27 protein-coding genes are annotated in these 24472 nt (G+C 62.8%); 26 read left to right on the forward strand and 1 reads right to left on the reverse strand.

All coding sequences use genetic code 11. The features are described 5' to 3' along the window. Positions 1-136: 136 nt before the first annotated feature. Positions 137-2716, reverse strand: a complete 2580-nt coding sequence (gene mutS, locus PFLCHA0_RS06135) for a DNA mismatch repair protein MutS (protein WP_011059556.1) — start codon at positions 2714-2716, stop codon at positions 137-139. Positions 2717-2902: 186 nt separating this feature from the next. On the opposite strand from mutS, the gene PFLCHA0_RS06140 reads away from it, so the two are divergent. From PFLCHA0_RS06140 to PFLCHA0_RS06265, 26 genes are all read left to right on the forward strand, one after another. Continuing rightward, positions 2903-3649 carry a LexA family transcriptional regulator gene (locus PFLCHA0_RS06140; RefSeq protein WP_041751977.1) on the forward strand — a complete coding sequence of 249 codons (747 nt, stop codon included), beginning with the start codon at positions 2903-2905 and terminating at the stop codon, positions 3647-3649. Between the two features lie 516 nt (positions 3650-4165). Continuing rightward, a complete protein-coding gene (locus PFLCHA0_RS06145; RefSeq protein ID WP_011059558.1) occupies positions 4166-4516 on the forward strand; it encodes a phage holin family protein in 351 nt (116 codons plus the stop codon). Between the two features lie 88 nt (positions 4517-4604). Further along, a complete protein-coding gene (locus PFLCHA0_RS06150; RefSeq protein WP_041751978.1) occupies positions 4605-5126 on the forward strand; it encodes a hypothetical protein in 522 nt (173 codons plus the stop codon). Then, a complete protein-coding gene (locus PFLCHA0_RS06155; RefSeq protein WP_041751979.1) occupies positions 5123-5713 on the forward strand; it encodes a phage baseplate assembly protein V in 591 nt (196 codons plus the stop codon). Before PFLCHA0_RS06150 ends, PFLCHA0_RS06155 begins: the two co-directional genes overlap by 4 nt. 92 nt (positions 5714-5805) lie before the next feature. Next, positions 5806-6009, forward strand: coding sequence for a hypothetical protein (locus tag PFLCHA0_RS06160; protein WP_015634348.1), 204 nt, complete (start codon positions 5806-5808; stop codon positions 6007-6009). Positions 6010-6013: 4 nt separating this feature from the next. Continuing rightward, positions 6014-6340: a GPW/gp25 family protein gene (locus PFLCHA0_RS06165; RefSeq protein ID WP_015634349.1), complete on the forward strand. Its 327-nt coding sequence runs from the start codon at positions 6014-6016 to the stop codon at positions 6338-6340. Beyond that, a complete protein-coding gene (locus tag PFLCHA0_RS06170; protein WP_015634350.1) occupies positions 6337-7218 on the forward strand; it encodes a baseplate assembly protein in 882 nt (293 codons plus the stop codon). Before PFLCHA0_RS06165 ends, PFLCHA0_RS06170 begins: the two co-directional genes overlap by 4 nt. Before the next feature lies 1 nt (position 7219). Next, positions 7220-7825: a phage tail protein I gene (locus PFLCHA0_RS06175; RefSeq protein ID WP_015634351.1), complete on the forward strand. Its 606-nt coding sequence runs from the start codon at positions 7220-7222 to the stop codon at positions 7823-7825. Next, on the forward strand, positions 7822-9048 hold the full coding sequence (locus PFLCHA0_RS06180) for a phage tail protein (RefSeq protein WP_015634352.1): 1227 nt from the start codon (positions 7822-7824) through the stop codon (positions 9046-9048). Before PFLCHA0_RS06175 ends, PFLCHA0_RS06180 begins: the two co-directional genes overlap by 4 nt. Continuing rightward, positions 9048-9818, forward strand: coding sequence for a hypothetical protein (locus PFLCHA0_RS31630; RefSeq protein WP_134532553.1), 771 nt, complete (start codon positions 9048-9050; stop codon positions 9816-9818). Before PFLCHA0_RS06180 ends, PFLCHA0_RS31630 begins: the two co-directional genes overlap by 1 nt. Next, the gene (locus tag PFLCHA0_RS30895) at positions 9815-10267 is read left to right on the forward strand and encodes a tail fiber assembly protein (RefSeq protein ID WP_134532557.1); all 453 of its coding nucleotides are present in this window, start codon (positions 9815-9817) and stop codon (positions 10265-10267) included. Before PFLCHA0_RS31630 ends, PFLCHA0_RS30895 begins: the two co-directional genes overlap by 4 nt. A 101-nt stretch (positions 10268-10368) precedes the next feature. Then, the gene (locus PFLCHA0_RS06195) at positions 10369-11535 is read left to right on the forward strand and encodes a phage tail sheath subtilisin-like domain-containing protein (protein WP_015634354.1); all 1167 of its coding nucleotides are present in this window, start codon (positions 10369-10371) and stop codon (positions 11533-11535) included. Between the two features lie 12 nt (positions 11536-11547). After that, positions 11548-12057, forward strand: a complete 510-nt coding sequence (locus PFLCHA0_RS06200) for a phage major tail tube protein (protein WP_015634355.1) — start codon at positions 11548-11550, stop codon at positions 12055-12057. A 9-nt stretch (positions 12058-12066) separates the two neighbouring features. After that, on the forward strand, positions 12067-12372 hold the full coding sequence (locus PFLCHA0_RS06205; protein ID WP_015634356.1) for a phage tail assembly protein: 306 nt from the start codon (positions 12067-12069) through the stop codon (positions 12370-12372). A 141-nt stretch (positions 12373-12513) separates the two neighbouring features. Continuing rightward, positions 12514-15060, forward strand: a complete 2547-nt coding sequence (locus PFLCHA0_RS06210; RefSeq protein WP_015634357.1) for a phage tail tape measure protein — start codon at positions 12514-12516, stop codon at positions 15058-15060. A gap of 9 nt (positions 15061-15069) precedes the next feature. Next, on the forward strand, positions 15070-15915 hold the full coding sequence (locus tag PFLCHA0_RS06215) for a phage tail protein (RefSeq protein WP_015634358.1): 846 nt from the start codon (positions 15070-15072) through the stop codon (positions 15913-15915). Then, positions 15890-16096, forward strand: a complete 207-nt coding sequence (locus tag PFLCHA0_RS06220; RefSeq protein ID WP_015634359.1) for a tail protein X — start codon at positions 15890-15892, stop codon at positions 16094-16096. The genes PFLCHA0_RS06215 and PFLCHA0_RS06220 overlap by 26 nt, the downstream gene beginning before the upstream one ends. Positions 16097-16157: 61 nt before the next feature. Beyond that, on the forward strand, positions 16158-17201 hold the full coding sequence (locus PFLCHA0_RS06225) for a phage late control D family protein (RefSeq protein WP_015634360.1): 1044 nt from the start codon (positions 16158-16160) through the stop codon (positions 17199-17201). 50 nt (positions 17202-17251) lie between these two features. Next, positions 17252-18388: a glycosyl hydrolase family 18 protein gene (locus PFLCHA0_RS06230; RefSeq protein ID WP_015634361.1), complete on the forward strand. Its 1137-nt coding sequence runs from the start codon at positions 17252-17254 to the stop codon at positions 18386-18388. A gap of 157 nt (positions 18389-18545) precedes the next feature. Next, positions 18546-19127: a phage tail terminator protein gene (locus tag PFLCHA0_RS06235; RefSeq protein ID WP_015634362.1), complete on the forward strand. Its 582-nt coding sequence runs from the start codon at positions 18546-18548 to the stop codon at positions 19125-19127. Next, complete coding sequence (locus PFLCHA0_RS06240; RefSeq protein WP_011059562.1) at positions 19124-19306, forward strand: DUF2635 domain-containing protein; 183 nt, start codon at positions 19124-19126, stop codon at positions 19304-19306. The genes PFLCHA0_RS06235 and PFLCHA0_RS06240 overlap by 4 nt, the downstream gene beginning before the upstream one ends. Next, positions 19306-20802 carry a phage tail sheath subtilisin-like domain-containing protein gene (locus PFLCHA0_RS06245; RefSeq protein WP_015634363.1) on the forward strand — a complete coding sequence of 499 codons (1497 nt, stop codon included), beginning with the start codon at positions 19306-19308 and terminating at the stop codon, positions 20800-20802. The genes PFLCHA0_RS06240 and PFLCHA0_RS06245 overlap by 1 nt, the downstream gene beginning before the upstream one ends. A gap of 66 nt (positions 20803-20868) precedes the next feature. Further along, positions 20869-21216: a phage tail tube protein gene (locus tag PFLCHA0_RS06250; RefSeq protein ID WP_011059564.1), complete on the forward strand. Its 348-nt coding sequence runs from the start codon at positions 20869-20871 to the stop codon at positions 21214-21216. Then, complete coding sequence (locus PFLCHA0_RS06255; RefSeq protein WP_011059565.1) at positions 21213-21509, forward strand: phage tail assembly protein; 297 nt, start codon at positions 21213-21215, stop codon at positions 21507-21509. Before PFLCHA0_RS06250 ends, PFLCHA0_RS06255 begins: the two co-directional genes overlap by 4 nt. A 130-nt stretch (positions 21510-21639) precedes the next feature. Continuing rightward, positions 21640-23238, forward strand: coding sequence for a phage tail tape measure protein (locus PFLCHA0_RS06260; protein WP_015634364.1), 1599 nt, complete (start codon positions 21640-21642; stop codon positions 23236-23238). Then, positions 23228-24472, forward strand: coding sequence for a DNA circularization protein (locus PFLCHA0_RS06265; RefSeq protein ID WP_015634365.1), 1245 nt, complete (start codon positions 23228-23230; stop codon positions 24470-24472). Before PFLCHA0_RS06260 ends, PFLCHA0_RS06265 begins: the two co-directional genes overlap by 11 nt.

Raw genomic sequence — 24472 nt, forward strand, 5'->3', positions numbered from 1 at the left:
TCTCTCCTCAGGCGGCGGCAGCGGAGCCCCTACATGACGGGGTCGCCAGGTTTGGGAGCGATAGTCTGCGCAACCAGGCTAATAGTCCGCAGCATCCCAAACCGCGCGAGATTCTAACAGCTTGAAGGCGTTCGCGTTAGATGCGTGTCTTCAATGTATAGAGCATTTCCAGCGCTCGGCGTGGCGTCATGTCATCCAGATCCAGCTTGGCCAGGTCGTCGAGCACCGGGTGCGGCAGGCTGGCGAACATGTCGCTTTGTTGCGGAACCGAGGGTTTGCCCGGCGCTTGAGGCGCCACTTCATGGGGCAAACTGGTGGTTTCCAGGCGGCTCAAGTGCTCCCGGGCGCGGGTGATGACTGCGCTGGGAACCCCGGCCAGCTGGGCTACCGCCAGCCCATAGCTCTGGCTGGCTGGGCCTGGAAGGACATGGTGCAGGAACACAATGCGCTCATTGTGCTCGGTGGCATTGAGGTGCACGTTGGCCACCAGCGGCTCGCTTTCCGGCAGTACCGTCAGTTCGAAATAGTGGGTGGCGAACAGGGTATAGGCGCGCAGGTGGGCGAGACGTTCTGCCGCAGCCCAGGCCAGGGAAAGTCCGTCAAAGGTGCTGGTACCGCGTCCCACTTCGTCCATCAGCACCAGGCTGCGTTCCGTTGCGTTGTGCAGGATGTTCGCGGTTTCGCTCATTTCCACCATGAAGGTCGAACGGCCGCCGGCCAGGTCGTCGCTGGAGCCGATACGGGTGAAGATCCGGTCCACCAGGGACAGCTCGCAGCTAGCCGCCGGGACGAAGCTGCCGATATGGGCCAGCAGCACGATCAGGGCCGTCTGGCGCATATAGGTGGATTTACCGCCCATGTTCGGACCGGTGATCACCAGCATCCGCGTGTTGTCGTCCAGGCTCAGGTCGTTGGCCACGAAAGGCGTGGTCAACACTTGCTCCACCACTGGGTGACGACCCTGGGTGATGCGCATGCAAGGTTCGCTGACAAAACGTGGGCAGTTGAGGTCCAGGTTCAAGGCGCGCTCGGCCAGGTTGCTCAACACGTCCAGCTCAGCCAGGGCACCAGCGGTATCCTGCAACGGCGGCAAATGGCTGATCAGGGTTTCCAGCAGCGCGTCGTAGAGCATCTTCTCCCGGGCCAGGGCACGGCTCTTGGCCGATAGCGCCTTGTCTTCGAACTCCTTGAGTTCCGGAGTGATGAAGCGCTCGGCGCCTTTCAATGTCTGGCGGCGAATGTAGTCCGCCGGGGCCTGTTCGGCCTGCTTGCTTGGCAGCTCGATGAAATAGCCATGGATACGGTTGTAGCCGACCTTGAGGTTGGCCAGGCCGGTACGGGCTTTCTCGCGGGCTTCCAGGTCAATCAGGAACTGTCCGGCGTTCTCGCTCAGCGACTGCAGCTCGTCGAGCTCGGCGTCGTAGCCGGTCTTGAGTACACCGCCGTCACGGATCACCGCCGGCGGGTTGTCGATGATGGCCTTGGCCAGCAGAGCGGCCAGCTCCGGGTAGGTGCTGGTGGTGGCAGCCAGCTGATTGAGGTGAGTGGCCTCCAGCTCGGTCATGGCTTCTTGCAGCTCGGGCAGTGCAGCCAGGGCATCACGTAGACGGGCCAAGTCCCGCGGACGAGCATTGCGCAGGCCGATTCGCGCCAGAATCCGCTCGATATCGCCGATTTCCTTCAACTGCGGTTGCAGCCGTTCGAAACGGTAGCCGTCCAGCAGGCAAGTAATAGAGGACTGGCGCGCTTCCAGCACCTTGAGGTCGCGCAGCGGGCGGTTCAGCCAGCGGGTCAGCAAACGGCTGCCCATGGCGGTCTGGCAGCGGTCGACCACCGATTGCAGGGTGTTGTCGCGCCCGCCCGCCAGGTTGGTGTCCAGTTCCAGGTTGCGACGGCTGGCACCGTCCAACACCACGGTGTCATCCAGGCGCTCATGACGCAGGCTGCGCAGGTGGGGCAGGGCGGTACGCTGGGTTTCCTTGGCATAGCTGAGCAGGCAACCGGCGGCGCCGATGGCCAGGGTCAGGGTTTCGCAGCCAAAGCCCTTGAGGTCCTGGGTAGAGAACTGCTGGCAGAGGCTCTTGTGCGCCGAGTCCCGCTCGAAATCCCAGGGGGCACGGCGTCGCACACCGCGGCGTTTTTCCGCCGGCAGGCCTTGTGGCCAGTCGTCGGGGATCAGCAGCTCCACTGGGTTGATGCGTTCCAACTCGGCCAGCAAATTCTCCCAGCCCTTGATTTCCAGGACGCTGAAGTTGCCGCTGGTGATGTCCAGTACCGCCAGGCCGAACAGACGCTCGTCGCCCAGCACGGCGGCGATCAGGTTGTCGCGGCGCTCATCCAGCAGAGCCTCGTCACTCACGGTGCCTGGCGTGATGATACGCACCACCTGGCGTTCCACCGGGCCCTTGCTGGTCGCCGGGTCCCCCACCTGTTCGCAGATCACCACCGACTCGCCGAGCTTTACCAGCTTGGCCAGGTAGCCCTCGGCGGCGTGGTAAGGAATACCGCACATGGGAATCGCCTGGCCGGCCGACTGCCCGCGCGCCGTCAGGGTGATGTCCAGCAGCTTGGCGGCCTTCTTCGCGTCTTCATAGAAGATCTCGTAGAAGTCGCCCATGCGGTAGAACATCAACTGATCAGGGTGCTGGTTCTTGAGGCGCCAGTACTGCTGCATCATCGGCGTGTGGGAGGACAGATCGGAGGTATTTTTACTCATCGGTATTCAGGCGGATTCGTTGAATGGGTGAAGCAAAGGAGCGCTGGGCTCGGCTTTTTGCAGATGGCGGCAAGGTTACCATGGGTGCCCTGGCCTCGCAGGCACCAAGGCGCTACTGTGTTTGTCCGGTAAATGCAGCACAAATATGCAAAACAGCATTTGTCATTGACTAAAAGTTCGAGCAATATGCGTTCTATGCAAATACGCAACGTTTCTACCGTCTTAAGAGAGCTGCTGGATCGTGACGGAATCTCCCCCACGGAGCTTCACCGTCGCACCGGTGTGCCTCAATCCACCCTCTCGCGGATTCTCAGCGGGAAGATCGTCGATCCTTCGGATAAGCACATCTCGCGGATCGCCGAATACTTCCAGGTGAGCACCGACCAGTTGCGTGGGCGCATGGATATCGCGCCTGCCCGGGCTGCTGCGCCCCGTGACGAGATTCATTCGGAACTCAAGGACATAAGCCTGTGGGACGACGATACCCCTGTCGATGACGACGAGGTGTCGGTTCCCTTTCTGCGCGAGGTTGAATTGGCTGCTGGATCAGGAAGATTCGTCATCGAGGAAAGCGAACGCGCCAGCCTGCGCTTCGGAAAGCGCAGCCTGCGGCACAACGGCGTGCAGTTCGACCAGGCCAAGTGCGTCACGGTGCGTGGCAACAGCATGTTGCCGGTGCTGCGGGACGGCGCCACGGTGGGCGTCAATGCCGGCAAATGCGCAATTGGCGACATCGTTGATGGCGACCTCTACGCGATCAACCACAACGGCCAATTGCGGGTGAAGCAGCTGTATCGCCTACCTACAGGGATCCGCCTGCGCAGCTTCAACCGCGATGAACACCCGGATGAGGACTACAGCTTCCAGGAGATCCAGGAAGAGCAGATCAGCATCCTCGGTCACGTCTTCTGGTGGGGCATGTACGCCCGCTAAGCCAGCCCTCTTGAACAAAGCCCGCCCTTGAGCGGGCTTTTTTTTGCCCGCGAAAAATCCCCAGCTCTTTGTTTATGCGCCCCCATGCATTTCAGCAAATCTTGCGCATAAATAAATGCATTTACGCATTGACTGCATATGCATGAATGCATAATATGAGCCTCAAGCCGCGCAACAGCGGCTGCAAAGACGCTCTTTAGTGGCAAAGCAAAGGCAGCGATGAATCGGCCTCGACGGTTCAGAGGGTTGGCAACTGGCCCGGGTGTGCAGCGTAAAGCACCAAAAGCAGTTATCCGGCGGACAGGGTCGCGGTCGGAGGAACAATTTGAATGGGTCCGTACCGCACCAGTAGTGCCGAAAGACCAAGGTTTGCATTACTGAAAAGCCCGGGCGACCGGGCTTTTTGGAATGCCTGCCTAACGTGGGCCACCAACAGACAGGGACCCTTTGAAACATCGTTATCAGCCTTCTATCAACCGGCCATTTCGCTGGCCTCAATCCGCACGGGAGACGTGAATGACAAACGAGCAACAAGCGTTGCTGGACATGCCGATCTGGCTGGTCATCGTCCTGGCGCTGGTCGGTGGCGTTTCCGGTGAAATGTGGCGCGCCGACAAGGAGGGCGCCCGTGGCTGGTCGCTGCTGCGGCGTCTGGCACTGCGCTCCGGAGCCTGCGTGGTCTGCGGGGTCTCGGCGATCATGCTGCTGTATGCCGCCGGCGTGTCGATCTGGACCGCCTGCGCCTTCGGTTGCCTGACCGCCATGGCCGGCGCCGACGTCGCCATCGGCCTTTATGAGCGCTGGGCGGCCAAGCGCATCGGGGTATGCGAACCGCCTTCCCGGGATTCCCATTCGGACCAGCCTTGACTCACCGGGCGGCTACCGCCCTCAACATGGTCGTGCGCCCCGGGCTTTCGCCACCGGGGCCGCTTCGGCCTGATTCTGGAAGCAGACAATGAGCGTACTGACGCAGCTACCCGAGGCCATCACGTCCACGATCAAGACGGCCATGCCGCATCTGCACAAGGTCGAGGCATTTCCCGAGACCGTTGATGGCTCCGCCGAGACAGCGATCTACTTTGCAATCACCGGCATGGACCCGGGAGCTGATCCGGGCGACGGCCGTAGTTGCCTGCGGGCGACCTTCGAGGCCCGGGTGCGGGTTGACCCGAGCCTTGCGCAAGCCTCCTTGCAGGCGGTTGTTCTGGCAGCGCAGCTCATGGACCTGCTGCGTTGCCAGTACTGGAATCTTGATTCTGTCGATAGTGCGAAGGCGGTGTGGGCCAAACCAGCCGGCACGGCCGTGGATTCGGCGCCGAAAACCGAGTGGACCGTGCAATGGCAGCAGTCCATCTACCTGGGCCAGGAACAATGGCCCTGGCCCGATCAACCCCCGGGAACACTGGTATTGGGTTTCAGCCCCGACACCGGCCCCGGTCACGAGGGGCACTATCAGGCGCCGGAGCAGATGTCGTGAATTACGTCACCGCAACTCACGACCGAATGCTTTCTGGCCTGATCCTGCCTTGCGCTGTGGTCGGCGTGGACCTTGCCGCGGGCAGACTGCGGGTATCCGATGGCGCGGGCTGGACCAGCGCCTGGGTTCGCTGGCACAGCCAGGCCGCCGGCAAGGCCCGGCACTGGCGGGCGCCGAGCCTGGGGGAGCAGGGCGTACTGATCAGCCCCAGTGGCGAGCCGGCGCAGGGCACCTTCGTTCCCGGCCTATATGGCGATGCCGGTGCCCAGCCGGATAACCGCGAGCACGTCGAGGTCTGGCGCTTCGATGATGGCGGCTCGCTGGTCTACGACTGGCAGGCCAAGAGCTACAGCATCTCCCTGCCCAGCGGCACGGTGACGATTCAGGTCGGCACCAGTTCGGTCTTGGTGACGGACAGCAGCATTACCGGCAACGCCGACAGCATCACCCTGACGGGGGCAATCACCTTGAATGGCGAGGTGCAAATCAACGGTGCGAGCTTGAAGCACAACGGGGTGAATGTCGGCTCGACCCACATCCATCCAGCCGTGATGCCCGGCCCCGGAGCAACCGCTCCACCGCAGTGACGCCTTGGCGATCAACGCCGGCCACCCAACCTACAACCCCGATAAACCCGATCAATCTGCCGAATGCGGATTTTTTGTACCCGGAGAAAAGCATGGCAATCCCGAAAAAAAAGGCCGGCCGCACGGCCAACAGTGGCGCTGCGGTCTTTCGCGACACCCTCTACACCTCGCGCATTCTGATCCTGGCGGATGGCCGCGCGCTGTCGGTGGCCCAGGGCGAGGTATCGGTACCGGTCAGCGACACCCTCGCCCGAGACTACCTGGAGCAGCACCCGGACTTTCAGTTGCAGGAGTAACACGATGATCGGAATGGATCGCCGTACCGGCTTGCCGCTGTCCGGCATCGAGCATTTGCGGCAGTCCATCGAGGATATCCTGACCACGCCCTTGGGCAGCCGGCGGATGCTTCCTGAATACGGCAGCAACCTGCGCCGTTATGTCGACTTGCCGGTGACCGGTGGCTGGAAAAGCGCGGTTCAGGCAGAAGTCGCCCGGGCGCTGTTGCGCTGGGAGCCCCGCTTGAAGCTGGAGCGGGTAAAGGTTGTAGCGGTGGTGGAGGGCCAGGTCAGTTTCCAACTGACGGGCCGCTACCTGGGTAATGACGCGGTTTTGGAGGTGACGGCATGAGCATGCTGGATTTATCCGCACTGCCGGCGCCGCAGGTGCTGGAAACCCTGGATTTTGAAGCGCTGTATCAGGGCAAGCTGGCGACCTTTCGCCGCTATATGGGCGACAACTGGACGGCCAATCTGGAAAGCGATCCGGTCACCAAGCAACTGGAGCTGTCGGCCTACGGCGACATGCTGTTGCGGGCCCGGGTCAACGATGCGGCCAAGGCGCTGCTGCTGGCCCATGCCCAAGGCACGGACCTGGATCAGTTGGCCGCCAACGTCAACCTGCAGCGCCTGGTGATCCAGGCCGGTGACCCGCAAGCGGTACCGCCTGTGGCGCAGGTCAAGGAAGCCGACGACGCACTGCGCGAGCGTGTCCAACTGGCCTATGAAGGCCTGACCACCGCCGGGCCGCGCAACAGCTACATCCTGCATGCCCGCAATGCCTCGGCCCGGGTGGCGGACGCCGAGGCCGAAAGCCCGTCACCGGCCTGCGTCACGGTTACGGTGATGAGCCTGGAAGGTGACGGCGCAGCGGCGCCGGAACTGCTGGCGACGGTCGCCGCGGCCCTCAATGACGAGGACGTGCGACCGCTGGGGGATCGGGTCACGGTGAACAGCGCCCAGATACTGCCGTATCGCATCGACGCGGTGCTGCACATGAAAGGGCCGGGCCCGGAAAGCGATGCCGCCCTGGCAGAGGCCGAGCGCAAGCTGGCCGCCTGGGTCAACCCACGCCGGCGCCTGGGCATCGAGGTGGCGCGTTCAGCCATAGATGCCCAGCTGCATGTGGCCGGCGTGGCCCGGGTTGAACTGCGGGGTTGGCAGGACATAGTCCCGAGCAAGGCCCAGGCCGCGTATTGCACCGGCTACAGCGTTACCTTGGGGAGCTGATATGACCAGCCTGCTGCCAAGCAACAGCACACTCTTGGAACGCGCCCTGGAGGCGACCAACAGCAGCGACACCGCCACCATGTTGCGCACCCTGTACAACCCCTCGACCTGCCCGGTGCACCTGCTGCCACAGCTGGCCTGGGCCTGGTCGGTGGATCGCTGGGACCCGCGCTGGAGCGAGACGGTCAAGCGCAATGCCATTCGCGCCTCGTTCTTCATCCATGCCCGCAAGGGCACCATCGGCGCTTTGCGCCGTGTGGTGGAACCGCTGGGCTACCTGATTGAAGTGGTCGAGTGGTGGCAGATGGCTCCCGAAGGCGAGCCAGCCACCTTTGCCCTGAAAGTCGGGGTGCTGGATACCGGCATCACCGAACAGATGTACCAGGAACTGACCCGGCTGATCGATGACGCCAGGCCGGTGAGCCGGCACATGACGGGCCTTGCCATCAGCCTGGAAACCTCCGGTGTCATCGGTTACGGCGCTTATGTGGACCAGGGTGAAGTACTCGACGTTTACCCCCCGACCCCTCGCGATATTGAAGTGATCGGCCGTTACGGCCAGATCATGTGCATTGATGAAACAGACACCCTGGATGTGTACTCATGATCGATTCCAACAGTCAGTTCTTCGCCATCCTCACTGCGGTGGGCGAGGCGAAACAGGCCAACGCCACTGCCCTGGGCACGCCCTGGACCTTCAAGGAAATGGCGATCGGCGATGCCAACGGCACCGACCCCATCCCGAACAGAACCCAGACCAAGCTGATCAACGAATGGCGACGTGCCCCGGTCAATCAGGTGCGTACTGATCCGGCCAACCCCAACATCATCATCACCGAACAGGTGATTCCGCCTGATGTCGGCGGGCGCTGGATCCGTGAAATCGGCCTGCTCGATGCCGACGGCGACCTGGTGGCGGTGGCCAACTGCGCACCGAGCTTCAAGCCCCTGCTGGCCCAGGGTACCGGCAAGACCCAGGTCATCCGCATGAACTTCATCGTCGCCAACACTGCGCAGATCGTGTTGAAGATTGATCCGGCGGTGGTGCTGGCGACTCGTCAATATGTGGATGATTCCCTGGTGGCAGCCCTTCCGGCGGATAAGGTTGCCGGCGCTTATCGGCAAGTCACTATCGATAAGCGAGGCATAGTTGTCAGTGGCACCAACCCCACAACGCTATCCGGTTATGGCATTGCTGATGCATTTACCAAGTCAGAGACCAGTTCAGCCATACAGCTTTCAAAGGAGAGCATCGTAGCGGCGGCGCCTGTTGCACTCGACACACTAAAAAAGCTGGCTGGCGCAGTGGGCGATGACCCTGGCTTTTCAACGACAGTGACGAATGCGCTTGCCGGCAAAGCAGTAAAAGCCACCACTCTCGGTGGATATGGGATTACAGACGGGGTAACAAAAACTGACCTGGCGAGCGCAGTCAGCAATTTGCTTCCCACAACGGGTGGACGGTTGACGGGATCGGTATTGCTGTCGAGTGACAATAACGACTCGCCGGAGTTTGGCTGGGTGACGCCCACCTGTGACGCTCGCATGGATGTTCTAAATAACAACGTGAGGGTTTTTGCAAGTTATGGCGGTGAAACGTCAACACCGCTTCTTTTGAGTCTTGCCGACAGGACCGCCACCGTCTTTGGCAACTTGCTATGGAATGCTGGCAACTTTGACCCGACGCGAAAAGCAGACAAAGCGACCACGCTTGCAGGATATGGCATCACTGATGCTTTACCGGCGAATCGGCTGATCTACTCTCCAAATGCCCCTAAACCCACTGAGGGGGCGGTCGGTACGCTTTGGCTGCAATACGAGGAGCCATGATGAACTTCCACGTAAAACTGGATGGCGGTTACCGGCCTGGTGTCATGCCTTATGTAAAGCTTGCAGACGGCTGGCGAGAGGGTGCGGAACTGTTCATCAAAACCGAAAGTGGGTGGCGCACGGTCTGGCGGCGAACGTTTGTGTTTATCAACACGGTGGAGCGAGCAGGTGCGAGCATTTTTGAGCTCATGGGCAGTCCCGCCAGAGCCCGGAATTATCTCTTTATCAATCGCGCGATGATCTACGGCGGTGGCGCTGGATACTCACTGAGAACGGGTGTATTTCCCCCAGGCTCCACACTGAAAATCATCAATGAACACTACATCCGTGGTGCGGGCGGCGCGGGGGCTTATCCTCCTCGCCCTTTGCCAGGCGCTACAGCCTTTGTTCTGGATTACCCAGCAACGTTGGACAACCGTAACGGGTACATTTTCGGTGGCGGCGGGGGCGGTGGGGATGCCTATTGGCCCAACGTACTGCACACCGGCGGTGGCGGCGGCGCGGGGCGTCCTGGTGGCGTGGGTGGAGGGATGTATCAAGTCTCGACTTACGGCTATGGCTATCCAGCGGCCGGCACTTTGGATGCTGGCGGCGCTGGCGGCTGGTACACCGCCGGGTGGAATGGTGGTGCCGGCGGAGCACCGGGCAGCCCTGGTGTCGGCTCGTCCAATCCCGCTGGTGCTGGCGGTTATTCGATTGAGAAAAATGGCAACAACTTGATCTTTGAAGCGGGCAACAGCCCTGATCGAGTAAAGGGGAATATCTTGTGAATGGATTTAAAGTTCTCTCTGTGTCGGCGACCGCTGGCACCATGCTTGTCGACTGGGGCGATGTGACGCTGAACCACTACATACCCCAGGAGATTCTGACCACCCCCGACATCGATGCCGTGGCCTTGGCCCAAGTCATCGAGAGTATGCGCCCAGCTCCAGCTGTCGCCTTGGAGTTGCCTCAAGCACTCCACGCAATGGTTGAACCTTCCAGCCTTGGAGACGATGAGCGACTCTGGCGTGCCGCGCAGTTGACGACGGTGACCTGGCTGCGCGATCGCCATTACGATCAGCTTGAAATGAAGGTATCCACCAATCTTTCGGAGCAGCAGTTCAACGAGCTTCTGATGTACATGCAATCCCTACGCGACTGGCCCCAATCTCCACACTTTCCACAAACCGAACACCGCCCCGCAGCTCCATTCTGGATCGCCGAACAAACCCGATAAACGCCCCGCACCGCCGGGGCGTTTTCTTTCCCGCTTCCCACTAATCAATCATCCCTACGAGCCCCCTTCACCCGGGGCTTTTTCATGTCTGGAGTTTATCCATGAGTGGTTTTTTCCACGGCGTTACTGTCACCAACGTCGACACCGGCGCACGCACCATCTCGCTGCCCACGTCTTCGATCATCGGCCTGGTGGATACCTTCACCGAAGGCCCTGACTTCAGCGCCAAGGCCAACGACCTGCTGCTGATCACCAATGAGCGTGAGGCCATTGCGGCCTGGGGCCCGGACGCGGCCATCACCAAGGCCTGCCAGGCCATCTACCAGCGGGCCAAGGCGGTGATCGTCGCTTGCGGCGTGGCCAAGGTGGCGGATGCGGCCGAGCAGACCTCGGCGATCATCGGCGGGGTGCTGGCCGACGGCAAGCGTACCGGCCTGCAAGCCTTGCTGGATGGCAAGAGCCGTTTCAACGCCCAGCCGCGATTGCTGGTGACCCCCAAGCACAGCTCGACCCAGGCGGTCGGTACTGCGCTGGTGGCCCTGGCCGACAAGCTGCGTGGCCTGGCGATCATCGATGGCCCCAACAGCACCGACGAAGCGGCCATGGCGTATGCCAAGCACTTCGGCGCCAAGCGCGCCTACATGGTCGACCCGGGCATTCAGTACTGGGACAACGGCGCCAGCGCCACCGTCGATGCGCCGGCTTCGGCCTGGGTCGCGGGCCTGTTTGCCTGGACCGACAACGAGTACGGCTTCTGGGCCTCGCCGTCGAACAAGGAGTTTGTCGGCATCACCGGCACTGCGCGTGCCATCGAGTTCCTGGACGGCGATGAAACCTGCCGCGCCAACCTGCTGAACAACGCCAACATCACCACCATCATTCGTGATGAAGGTTTCCGCCTGTGGGGCAACCGCACGCTCTCCAGCGATCCGAAGTGGGCCTTTGTCACCCGGGTACGGACCATGGACATCGTCATGGACGCGATCCTCTACGGCCACAAATGGGCAGTGGACCGCTCGATCACCGCGACCTACGTCAAGGACGTCACCGAGGGCCTGCAGGCGTTCATGCGTGATCTGAAGAACCAGGGCGCGATCATCAACTTCGAGGTCTACGCCGACACCGAACTCAACACCGCCAGCCAGCTGGAGCAGGGCAAGGTGTACTGGAACATCCGCTTCACCGACGTGCCACCGGCCGAAAACCCCAACTTCCGCGTCGAGGTCACCAACCAGTGGCTGACCGAAGTCCTCGAACACACCGCTTAAGGAGCAGCAGCAATGGCAATGATTCCCGAAACCCTGGCGAACATGAACCTGTTCGTCGATGGCATCAGCTTTCAAGGCGACGTGCCGAGCCTGACCCTGCCCAAGTTGACCCTCAAGACCGAGGAACATCGGGTCGGCGGCATGGATGTGCCCGTCGAGCTGGACATGGGCATGGAGAAGCAGGAAGCCGGCTTCACCACCACCGGTGTGCGCCGCGAGTCGCTGAAGATGTTCGGCCTGGCCGATGGCAGCGGTTTCAACGGCGTGTTCCGTGGCGCCTTCAAGGGCCTCAAGGGCAAGGTCACGCCGGTGATCGTGACCCTGCGCGGCTTGCTCAAGGAAGTCGACATGGGCGATTGGAAATCCGGCGACAAGGCCGAGGTCAAGCACAACGTGGCCCTGACCTACTACAAGCTGGAAGTCGATGGTCGCTTGATCTACGAGATCGATGCCCTGGGCATGAAGCGCGTGATCAACGGCGTCGACCAACTGGCCGCGCAACGTTCTGCCCTGGGCCTGTAAGGAAAAAACATGTCTCAAGCAATCGACAAGACCCCGTCCTGGATGACCCTGAGCAGCGACAGCGTAGTGCTGGCGCTGAGCAAACCGGTGGAGATGAATGGCGTGGTCTGCGACAAGGTCACCTTGCGCGCCCCCACCGTGCGTGATGTGCGTGCGGCCAACTCCGGGGCTGCCGGCGATGATGAACAGCGCGAACTGATGCTGTTTGCCAGCCTGGCGCAAATCAGTGCCAAGGATCTGGAGGGCATGGCGCTCAAGGACTATCAGCGCCTGCAGGCCGGCTATTTTCGCCTGGTGCAAGACGACGAGCTTTGACCCTGCGGTGATGAAGATGGCGGCGAAGCGGCTCGCCAGCGAGCTGCATTTTTCCGCCGAGGAAATCATGACCATGAGGTTTTCCGACATGGTCTGGTGGCTCACGGATTGAGCCCGTCACCCAAGGAGCAGGAGAAGCAGATGGCGAACAAGCTGGAATCAGGGCTGGTGGTGGTGGGTACCGCCCTCAGTTCGACGTGGGACGCCGCCTTCAAGACGGTGGAAGGCCGGATCAAGCAACTGGAGCAGCAGGGCAGCAAGGCCAGGGTACTGGAAAAGACCATTGGCCAGACCCTGCGCCTGCAGGATGAATGGAAAAAGGCCCATGACACCGGTGCTGCTTCTGCCGCCGGGCTGTTGCGCCGGTTGGAACAGAGCCGTGATGGCCTGCGCCAGCAAGGTGTGCAGGTACATAAACTGCGTCAGGAATATCAGGCGCTGGGTAAGGTGGCCCGGGGCTCCGCTCTGCAGGCCCGGGGGCACCAGCAGATCGACCAGGGCAAGGCCGACTTCAAGGCGGCGTATGGCTTGGCCAAGGACGGGGTCGGCAAGCTGGCCATTCCGGTCAAGATCAATGCCGACTATCAGGCGCTGATCCGTGACATCGCTATCAAGGCCGGTGTGGCCAATCAACCTCAGGAAGCGCAGCTGAGCCGCAGCGTCGTTCAGACTTCACGGAATACGGGAATGGCCCGCAACGAGGTGGCGGCTCTGGTGGGGCAGATGACTGCCAAGGGCATGTCGCTGGACAAGGCGCAAGGTTACGCGGGGCTTGCGGCCAGGTTCGCGGTGGGGCAGGGCGCGGGTATCGAAGATACGTCGAACCTGATGCGGGCCCTTGAGCTGAAGGCCGGGATCAGCGACCCCAAGGTCATGGAGCAGGCCCTGGAGGCCATCGCCCTGCAGGGGCAGGCGGGCAACTTCGAGGCTGCCGACATGGCGCGCTTGCTCCCGGCGCTGCTCGAGAGCGCGAGCGGGGAGGGGCTCACCGGCATGGATGCGGTGAGCCAGCTGGGCTCGATGCTGCAAGTGCAGATGAACACCGCGGGCGGTGCTGATCAGGCCGCCGGTCAACTGCAGAACTGGATCGAGAAAATCGGTTCCAGTGAGGCGGTCAAGGCTTACGAAGATGCCGGCATTGATTATCAGGCGTCGCTGAACACCGGTATCCAGAAGGGTATGTCGAGCCTGGAGGCGAGCTTTGCCCTGGCCATGCGCTATGTCAGGGCCATCGACCCGGCCAAGGCCGCGAAGATGGCCGAGGCCCAGGCGCAGATCAGCAAGGAAACCGATCCGGCGAAGGCCAAGTCCATGCTCGAGGCTCTGGAAGAGTCCCTGCGTACCGGTGACCTGTTCACCGATATGCAGATCAAGGCGGCCTTGCTGGCTCACACCCAGGGCCGGCAGCAATACGAGCAACTGAAGAAGGACTCGTTGAGTGCTTCGGGGGTTATCGACAAGAACCTGGCCGAGCGTCGGCAAGCCTCCGCCCAGCTGTGGAAGGAAACCGCGCAGGCGGTCGACGGTGGCATGCTTGCCGTGGGGAAGGCCCTGCAACCGGCCACGGATCTGGTGGCCCAAAGCATCACGCTGGTGGTCGGCAAGCTGACCGAACTGGCGGAGAAGGCACCCTCATTGGTACTGGGGGTGACTGCCCTGGGCGCCACTTATGTCGCGGTGAAAAAGCTGATGGCTGTCTACACCATTGGCAAGGGCCTGCTGAATGTCGCTCGAGGTTCACTGCAGGTTGGCCGCAAAATGGCGAAGCGCTCCTCTGGTGGCACTGCGAGCGGTATCGACTGTTGTGCGCCCATGCTCGATTGCGGCCCGGACAAAAAACGCCGCAAGGGCCGTGGCGGGCGCAAGACGCCCAGGCGCGAGCCTCGTTCGAGGGGCATGGGCAGCAAAGGCTTCAAGAGCCCTTTGACGCCCAGCGGCCTGGAGAGAGTGGCCAGAGGGGCTGCCACCTCTGGTGCCGTAATGAAAGGCGCCGGTTCCCTGGCCAAGGGAGTCGCGCCCTTGCTCAAGGGCGGTGCGATCCTTTCGGTGCTCGGTGCAGGCTTCCAGGTGGCGGACACTTACCTGAATGCCCAGACCCAGGATGAAAAAGCCGAAGGCTACGGCGAGGCGGCGGGCAATCTTGCTGGCGCCGCCGCGGGTGCAGCAGCAGGGGCGGCCATTGGCTCCGTGGTGCCGGTGATCGGCACGGTGATTGGCGGGCTGGTGGGCGGCGCCCTGGGTGCCTGGGGCGGTTCGGCCGCCGGTGGCGCCTTGGGTAAAAAGCTGTTCGGCTCCGACGAGTCGCTCAAGCACTTGCCTGCAGCCGGCCCGCTGATGATGCGCAACGCTGGACAGAACATCCCGCCGGTCATGGGCGATATCGCCAAATCCTTCCAGAAAGGCCAGACGCCCCCGCTGATGGGGCAGGCGGCGCGCTCGATGCTCAGCCCATCGTCGTCTGCTGCGGCGCCGGCCACGATCACCGCGCCGGAGTCGCTCAAACCCCAGGTACCTCCAGTCATCGAGCAGCAGTTCAGCTTCGCGCCCTACTTGTCGATCTCGGTCCAGGGTGATGTGCGCGACCCCGCGCAACTGGCCCGGGAACTGGAACCCCACCTGCGCTGGCAGTTCGACGAGTTCAGCCGCCAGGCTGCCGCTCGCCAGCTGTTCGACGCCGCACACGTTTAAGGAGATCGCATGGCTTACATGGAACAGCTGCAATCGGGGCTGGGTTCCCTGGTGGCGGCAGCGGAAGCGGGGCGGCGCAGTGCTGATGAAATGCTCGGGCCCATGAACGGCGCCATCAGCGACATCAGCGGCGCCGCCCTGGAGCTTGAAAGCCTGCCCGTTGTCGGGCCGGCGCTGGGCGCCAAACTGCAACGCACGATGCGCAGTATCGGTGCGGCGCAGTCGGTGGTGGGGGAAGTCGCGGCCAAGTACAGCCAGGCAGTGACCGTCGCCGGGCAGATGCAGCAGCGTCTTGGCGCCCTGCAGGAACAGGTGGCCAAGGCCGGCGCGGCAATCAATCGGATCGGCGGGCAGATCAGTCCTTCCCTGGGCAACATCTTCCCGACCGCCGCATTTGCCGAACAGACCACTCCGGCGGCCGAGGCGGTGAAGCCCTTCGCGCACCTGTTGATCCTGCAACCGCTCGGGGCGGGCGCCCAGCCTTACTACTTCAACGTCGATACCGCAGCCTTCGAGGCGCTGCGCCGGCAGAGCGGATTCCGCTGGGCCGGTCAGGAGCGCTTGAGCCGCAGTGTCGCCCAGCAGGCGGTGGGCCAGGGTGAAGAGCGGATCTCTCTCAAAGGCACGGTGTTTCCGGGGTTCAAGGGCGGCCTGGGGCAGTTGCAGACCTTGCGCAGCATCGGGCGGCGCTTGCAGCCGCTGAGCCTGACCACCGGCTACGGCGAAGTGTTGGGCACCTGGTGCCTGACCAGCATCGAGGAAGATCAGAGCCACCTGCTGGCCGGCGGTATCCCGCGCAAACAAGGTTTTTCATTGGAGTTCGTAAGCTATGGCGACGACTTGCAGAACGTCTGACGGGGATCTGCTCGATACCTTGTGTTACCAGTATTACGGCCACCTCAACGGCTGTGTCGAGGCGGTGCTGGACGCCAACCAGGGGTTGGCCGACGAGGTACAGCCGTTTCGCGCCGGGCTGCTGATCCGGCTGCCGGAGCTGCCGGCCCGGGCCGAGGCCAGGGTCCAGCTATGGGATTGAGCCCCAACCCCTTTACCCAACCCCGTCGAGCACGGGGTTGGCTTTTTCTGGAGTACGGTACATGACCCCAGCGTTTCGCATCGTCGCCGATGGCCGGGACATCACCGCGCAGATCAACGACCGCTTGCTGAGCCTGCGCACCACGGACAAGCCCGGCCTGGAGTCGGATGAATTCGAGCTGCGCATCGATGACCGCGACGGCGCCGTGGCGCTGCCCCGGCGCGGCGCGAGCATTGAAGTGTTCCTCGGTTACGCCGGCCAGGAGCTGACTCGCCTGGGGCGCTACACCGTGGACGAAGTGGTGGTGAACGGGCCGCCCGATACGCTCGAGATCCGTGGCAAGGCCAGCGACATGCGCGGCAGTGGCAAGACCACCCGCAGCGGCAGTTGGGAGAACGTTGCGCTGCAGCTCATCGTCCGTGACCTGGCGGCGCGCAATGGATGGCAGCCGGTCTGCCCGCTCGTCATCAAGGTGCCGCGCATCGATCAGCTCAACGAGTCGGATTTCAACTTCATCACCCGCCTGGCCCGGCAATACGACTGCACCGCCAAGGTGGCCGAAGGCAAGCTGCTGGTGTTGCCCCGCCAGGCCGGGCAGAGCGCCAGCGGCAAGGCCCTGGGGGTTGTCACCCTCGGGCGTGGCGATGTCAGCCGCTACCAGTTCCGCCTGAGTGACGGCAGCACCCACAAGGCAGTGCAGACCCGGCACCAGGACCCGAGGAGCGGAAAGTTGCGGGTCATCGACCTGGGTAACGATGGTTCGCCGGATGATTCGCCCGCCGTGCACACCGACCGCCACCTCTACCCGAACCAGTCTGCCGCCGAGCAGGCCGCCAAGGCGCGCCTGGCGGCCTTCAACCGCAGCACCGCCAGCCTGCGCCTGGATCTTGCGGGGCGCACCGATCTGTTCGCCGAGCGAATGATCATTGCCCAGGGCTTCAAGGCCGGGCTCGACGGTGACTATCTGGTGGACTCGGTCGAGCAGTTGTTCACCCAGGCCGGATGGACGACCACGGTCCAGTGCAACGGCGGCAAGCAAGGCAAGGCGAAGGCCAAGGGCAAGCCGCCCCAGGCCCGCAAACCCCTCAGGATCGAGCAGCTTTGAGCCTTGATCCCATTCCCCACTGACGGGGCAATCCGCCCACAGGAGTATTCATGAAACCAGGCATCACCCTGGCGATCCGGGATTTTCTCCGGACCTTGATCGTCGGCTGCAGCTTGCTGCTGGCCACTGCCACCCATGCGGCACCCTTTGTCCTGGCCTATACCGACGGCCAGGTCGAAGCGTCCTACAGCAATCTGCAGGCGTTCCACCGCAACCTGTCCGCCGTCGGCCTGGGCAGCACCTACGGCCTGACCGTCACCGGCAAGCTGCATCAGGACGGCATGAACGAAACCACGCAGAACATCATTCGTTTTGCCAAGAACCAATCCCTGGCGCTGTATCCGACTGTTTCCGACTACAACGAAGACATTGGCGCTTTCGACCCGGCTATTTCCCACTCCATCCTCAACGACCGGGCCTTGAGCGCCGGCACCGTCAAGCAGTTGGTCAAGCTGGCCAAAGAGGGCGGATTCGCCGGCATCAACCTGGACTTCGAGAAGGTCGAACCCAGGAACCGCGCGGCGTTTTGCGCCTTCGTCAAAACCCTGGGCAACGCCCTGCATGCCGGCAACAAGAAGCTGATCATCAGCATCCCGCCCAAGTTCAGCGACACCGAGCCTGAGTATCTGCAGGGCTACGACTACAAGGCCCTGGGCGCGGCGGTGGACTACTTTCAGGTGATGACCTACGACCAGGTCGGGCCGGGCTGGAGCAGCGGCGGCTTTCACAATGAAGCCTGGCCCGGCCCCGAATCGGGCTTCGACTGGCAGCAGGCGCTGCTCAGTTACGCCGTTTCCCGAGTCCCGGCGAGCAAGGTTCTGGCAGGGCTGCCCGCATACGGCCAGGACTACAGCATCGGCAACCGGGTGCACTGGTCGGCCTATCAGGAAATCATTGCCGAGCACCGGGCAGCCACTCACCGGGATGCCGCTTCTGCGACGCCTTATGCCTCCTGGGGCCCGGTCAAGAGCTTCGCCGATGGCGTGGAATGGACCCCGGAACGAGCGCAACCCGTGCTCTGGTACGACGATGCCGCCAGCATCAAGACCAAGACCGCCCTGGTCGCCAAGCTGGGCCTGGCCGGCACCAGCGTCTGGGCCATGGGCTATGAAAATGCCGAGTTCTGGGCCGCACTGCAGTCAGGGCTCAAGGCCAGCAATGAGCTCTTGCCGACCGGGCGGGAGTGACTGGCCGGATGGGCTCTGGAGCTGGCTGCCACAGATTCTGCAGTACGCCTGGGGCAGTGATTCCAGGGCGCTTTTGCGAAACCCGTCTCGACGGGTTTTTTCATGCCCGGCAGAAACAAGCCTCACCGCAGCCTCATCCCGTTCCAGGAGCCTTGTCATGAAACTCTCGGCTGTTCTCGATCAGCTACAAGCACAGTGCCCGAGCTTTACCGGGCGCATCATTGTCGGCACCCATGCCGATTCTGCTTCAGGCGTTGGTGCGCCAATGCCAGCCGCCTATTTGGCGCCCAGCAACGATCTGGCCAGTGCCAGCGCCGGGCAGAACATCATTCGCCAGACTATCCGCGACCGCTTCGACGTGGTCCTGGCGCTTGGCGCCGCCGAGCCTGCAAAAGCGCTGAATCCGCTGCACGACCTGCGCGCCGAAGTCTGGCGCGCCCTGGTCGGCTTCAAGCCCGGCGCCGAGTACAACCCGATCCAGTACGACGGCGGCGAGCTGGTGTCGCTCGACGCCTCTGGCTTGCTCTACCGCCTGCGCTTTTTCGCCGAGTTCCAACTCGGTCGCAACCTGCCCAGCCAGCCGGCGGAAACCTGGCATGAGCGTGAACTCGACGGCTTGCCGTCCTTGACCGGGGTCACGGTGCGGGTCGATGCCATCGATCCGGCGGACCCCAATCTGCAACGCCCAGGGCCCGACGGGCGCCTGGAGCTGACTTTTTCAGGAGAGCTGAAGCAATGAGCAAACGCATCACCGTGCTGCCGGTCGCCGGCCGCGCCGTACCGGACCCGGAAGCGGGCGATCTGCTGCCCGCTTCCGGCCGTGAAGTGTCGGACAGCGCCTGGTGGCGCCGGCGTCTGGCCGATGGCGATATCACTAGCAAAGCCGTGAAAGCGGCGAAATCTCAAGGAGCCAAATAATGGCGATCGGTTTCAGCAATATCCCGGCGGACATCCGTGTGCCGCTGTTCTACGCCGAGATGGACAATTCGGCGGCCAATAGCGCGTCCTCGGCCATGCGTCGTCTGATCGTCGCCCAGGTCAACGACAACCAGGCTGGCGACGATCTCGGCAAACTGGTGCTGGTGTCCAGCGTGGCCCTGGCCAGGAGCATTGGCGGCCAGGGCTCGATGCTCGCTTCGATGTACGAAACCTGGCGCAAGACCGACCCGGTGGGCGAGATCTGGTGCCTGCCGCTGCACAGCACTGAAGGCAGTGTGGCCAAGGCTGAGGTGAAGATCACCGGTGCCGCCAGCGAAAGCGGCCTGCTCAATCTTTACGTCGGTGGCGTGCGGGTGCAGGCATCCATCGTCAGCGGCGCCACTGCCGCTCAGGCGGCCAGCGCCCTGGCGTTGAAGGTCAATGCGGCGGTGGATCTGCCGGTGACCGCGGCAGCCGTCGACGGCACTGTGACCCTGAGCGCCAAGTGGACCGGCGACAGCGGCAACGACATCAGTCTGCAACTCAACCGTCTGGGCAAGAGCAATGGCGAACAGACCCCGGCGGGCCTGACCCTGGTGCTGGGCAAGATGGCCGGTGGCACCGGTGTGCCGGATCAGGTGGCTGCGCTGGCGGCCCTGGGCGACGAGCCTTTCGAGTTCATCTGCATGCCCTGGACCGATACGGCCAGCCTCAACACCTGGCAAGCCGTCATGGATGACAGCACCGGTCGCTGGTCCTGGACCAAGCAGTTGTTCGGTCACGTCTACAGCGCCAAGCGCGGCACCGTCGGTACCCTGGTGGCGGCCGGCCAGGCACGCAACGACCAGCACATCACCATCCACGCCCTGGAAACCGGCGTGCCGCAACCGGTGTGGGTCCAGGCCGCCGCCCTGGCGGCGCGGACTTCGGTGTTCATCTCCGCCGATGCCAGCCGCCCGACCCAGAGCGGCAGCCTGCCGGGCGTCGACCCGGCGCCGGCCAGCGAGCGCTTCACCCTCACCGAGCGCCAGTCGCTGCTGAGCTACGGCATCGCCACCGCCTACTACGAAGGCGGCTACATGCGCATTCAGCGGGCGATCACCACCTACCAGAAGAACGCCTACGGCCAGGCCGACAACTCCTACCTGGACAGCGAAACCATGCACCAGTCGGCGTTCATCGTGCGCCGCCTGCAAAGCGTGATCACCAGCAAATACGGGCGCCACAAGCTGGCTGCCGACGGCACTCGTTTCGGCGCCGGCCAGCCGATCGTCACCCCGAGCACCATTCGCGGTGAGCTGATTGCCCAGTACGCCAAGCTGGAGCTGGAGGGCCATGTGGAGAACGCCGAGCTGTTCGCCGAGCACCTGATCGTCGAACGCGATGTGCAGGACCCGAGCCGGGTCAACGTGCTGTTCCCGCCGGACTACATCAACGGCCTGCGGGTGTTCGCGCTGCTCAACCAATTCCGCCTGCAGTACGACGCGGCGGCCTGAGCCGGACCTGCATCGCTGCGCTTTTTCAGCCCGCCTTGAGCGGGCTTATTTTTTGGGAGAAACAACATGGGTCAACTGATCGCGGGCACCTGCTACGTCAAAGTGGACGGCGCTCAACTGACCATCAGCGGCGGCTGCGAAGCACCACTGATGGCCGTCAAGCGAGAAACCGTGGTTCCGGGCTTCTACAAGGAAACCGACCTCACACCGTCGTTCAAAGTCACCGCGCTGCACACCCCGGACTTTCCGCTCAAGCAACTGATCGAAGGCGTCGACATGACCGTCACCTGCGAGTTCGCCAACGGCAAGGTCTACGTACTGGCCGGTGCCTACCTGGTGGACGAGCCTATTGCCAAGGGCGACGACGCCAGCATCGAGCTGAACTTCGAAGGGCAGAAGGGGACCTGGCAATGAGCAACACGGTGAAGCTGCAGGTGCCCATCGAGGCCCACGGCGAGCCCCTGGCCGAACTCAGCCTGCGCCGCCCGACGGTGCAGGAAGTACGGGCGATCAAGGCGCTGCCGTACAAGATCGACAAGAGCGAAGAGGTCAGCCTCGACATGGACGTCGCGGCCAAATACATCGCGGTCTGCGCCGGCATTCCACCGTCCTCGGTGAACCAGCTCGACCTGGTGGACCTCAACGCCCTGAGCTGGGCGGTGGCGAGTTTTTTCATGAGTGCGGCATCGCAGCCATCGCCGACCTGATCGCTGTCGCCTATGACCTGGCCTGGTTCTGGAAGGTTGACCCCGAACAGATGATGGCCAGGCCACTGGATGTGCTCCGCGAATCCCTGGAGCACGCGCAACGGATCAATGCGATGCAGCAGGTGCAGTGATGGCAGACACACAAACCGTAGAGAAGAAGTCGGTGCTGTTGACCGGCATAGACCAACTGTCACCCAAACTCGTCGCCCTTCAAGGCAAGGTCGACTCGTTCAAGAAAAACCTTGAGCAGACCGGGCTGGGCAAGCTGGATATCAGCGGGCTGTTCAAGGGCGGCAGCCTGATCACCCCGTTTCTGGACGGGATCAAGGCCTGCGATGCGTTCAAGGGCAAGCTGGCCGAAGTCGGCGACTCCAGCGCGCCGGCTGATGCGGCCAAAGGCATGAATGTATTCAGTCAGTCGATGGCCAAGGTGTCCTCGGCCATTGATGCCGCCCTGGCGCCGGCGGTGGGGGCGCTGGTGGTCGGTCTGGAGCCCATGCTCAACAGCGTGGCAACACTGCTCGATGACAACCCGAAGCTGGTTGAGGGGCTGGCGATGGGCGCCATTGCCTTCTCGGCGATGCAAACCGCCGTGACCGGGGCGACCCAGGTGCTCGATCTGATGGGCACCGTGACCAAGGCCAGCCCGGTGATGCTGATTGCCATGGGCATTGCACTGGCCGCCGGGGTGATCATTGCCAACTGGACGCCGATCTCGGTCTTTTTCGTCAGCCTCTGGGAAGGTGTGCAGAGCTTCGCGGCGCAGGCGATGGAGGTGCTCAGTACTCTGTTCGGCTGGACGCCCCTGGGCATGCTGATTGGCAACTGGGGGGTGATCACGGCGTTCTTTGCCGGGCTCTGGGACAGTATCCAGGCGATGACGGCTTCGATCGTCGGCTTCCTCAAGGAGGTGTTCTCCTGGTCGCCTCTGGGACTGATCATCAATAACTGGGCAGGGCTGACGGGGCTATTCGCCTCTATCTGGGAATCCCTCAAGGCCTTGACGGTACCGGCGATGGCCTTTCTAAAAGGCCTGTTCGACTGGGGGCCGATGGACATGATCACCAGGAGCTGGGGGGCAGTCACCGGCTTCTTCGCGTCGATCTGGGCGGGGCTGCAACCGGGCATCGACGGGGTCAAGAAAGTCCTGCACACCCTGTTCGACTTTTCCCCGCTAGTGATCCTCTACAACAACTGGGGCGCGGTCACGGACTTCTTCGGTTCGATCTGGGCCGAGCTGCAACCGGGTATCGACTCGATCAGAAAGGCCATCGAGGCCCTGTTCGACTGGTCGCCGATGGAGCTGATCATGACCAATTGGGCCCCCATCGCCGATTGGTTTTCCGGGCTGTGGAGCAAGCTTCAAGAGTTGATGGTGCCATTCAAGGAGCTGTTCGAGGGCGGTTTCGGAGGGCTGATTGCCACGGTCACCGCCAAGGTCGAAGGCTTTACCGAAGCGCAAAAGCAGATCAACGCCGAGGGTAAAGGCGGGCTGGCATCACCCTTTGCCGCAACCCAGGGCAGCTCGCTGACCCAGAATTCCAGTGCGCTGATCCAGCAGAACGCCGCGAACAACCGCACTCAACTCGAAGGCGGTTTGACCCTGCGCTTCGAAAACGCCCCGGCTGGCCTGCGCGCCGAACAGGCCACGACCAATCAACCGGGTTTGAACATCGCTTCGACCCTGGGCTATCGCTCACTTTCCCTAGGAGGTTCCCATGGCGGATAACTGGCGTGATCGTTTGTTGCCCGCATCCTTTCGCGGCGTGCCCTTCTGGGTTGACCAGGCGAAAACCCCGGTGGGGCAAAAAGGCCAGTTGCATGAGTACCCGCAGCGCGACCAGCCGTTTTTCGAGGGCCTTGGCCAGCAGGCGAAAGTCCATGACCTGACGGCCTTCATCGTCGGCGCCGATTGCCTGGAGCAGCGCGACAGGCTGCTCAAGGCCCTGGAGGAGGGCAGCGGCGAGCTGGTGCATCCGTGGCTTGGACGGATGCAGGTCAAGGTCGGCGAGTGCGAGATGACCCAGAGCCGCCAGGATGGTGGCCTGGTGACCTTCAGCCTGAAGTTCTACCCGGACCAGCCGCTGCGCTTTCCTTCGGCGGTGGTCAACACCCAGCAGCAGGTGCTGGTGGCCAGCGATACCTTGCTGGGCTCGGCGGTGCTGCGGTTCGAGTTCGCCACCAACCTGATCAAGCAGGCGCGGATCGGCGTGGATTCGCTGCGCAAGGGATTGACTGAGGTGTACGCGGTCATCGAACACGAGTTCAAGCCGCTGATCGAGTTGTATGGCGACCTCAACACCCTGGTCAAGGCGGTCAAGGAAATACCCAAGGAGCTGAGCACGGAGTTCAAGGGGTTGCTGGAGGATGTACGCGGGCTCAAGGATTTTGCCCGCACCGGCTATCGGCAGATGCTCGCCGATATTTCCCAGCAGGTGGAGGCGGCCAGGCGCATTGATGCGCCCAAGCTGACCACCGGCAAGGACACCACCGCGGCGGTCGAGGCGGTAGCGAACCTGGTCCAGGATGCGTTGCTGGTGCAGATCGCCCGGTTGGTGTCGGCCTTGCCGGTGGCCACCCCGGTGGTCAAGCTCAAGAGCACGCCGCCCCTGGCGCAGCAGGCCAGCCAGCCGGTGCAGCGCCTGGAGGTGCCGGTGGCCGACGATGTACTGGCCCTGCGTGACCAGCTCAACGAAGTGATCTGGCAAGCCGCGCTCAAGGCCGACCCGATGCATTACCAGGCGCTCAACACCCTGCGCCAGCAACTGCAGGGCCATCTCAATGCAGTGGCTTCGTCCGGGGTACGGCTGGTCAGTCTCAGCCCCAAAAGCAGCATGCCGGCGCTGGTCCTGGCTTATGAGCGGTTTGCCGATGCGACGCGGGTCGGTGAAGTGGTACAGCGCAACCGGGTGGCCCATCCGGGCTTCCTGCCGCCGGCCGATCTGCAGATTGCGCGGGAGTGA

Source organism: Pseudomonas protegens CHA0, from assembly GCF_000397205.1.
Taxonomy (GTDB): domain Bacteria; phylum Pseudomonadota; class Gammaproteobacteria; order Pseudomonadales; family Pseudomonadaceae; genus Aquipseudomonas; species Aquipseudomonas protegens.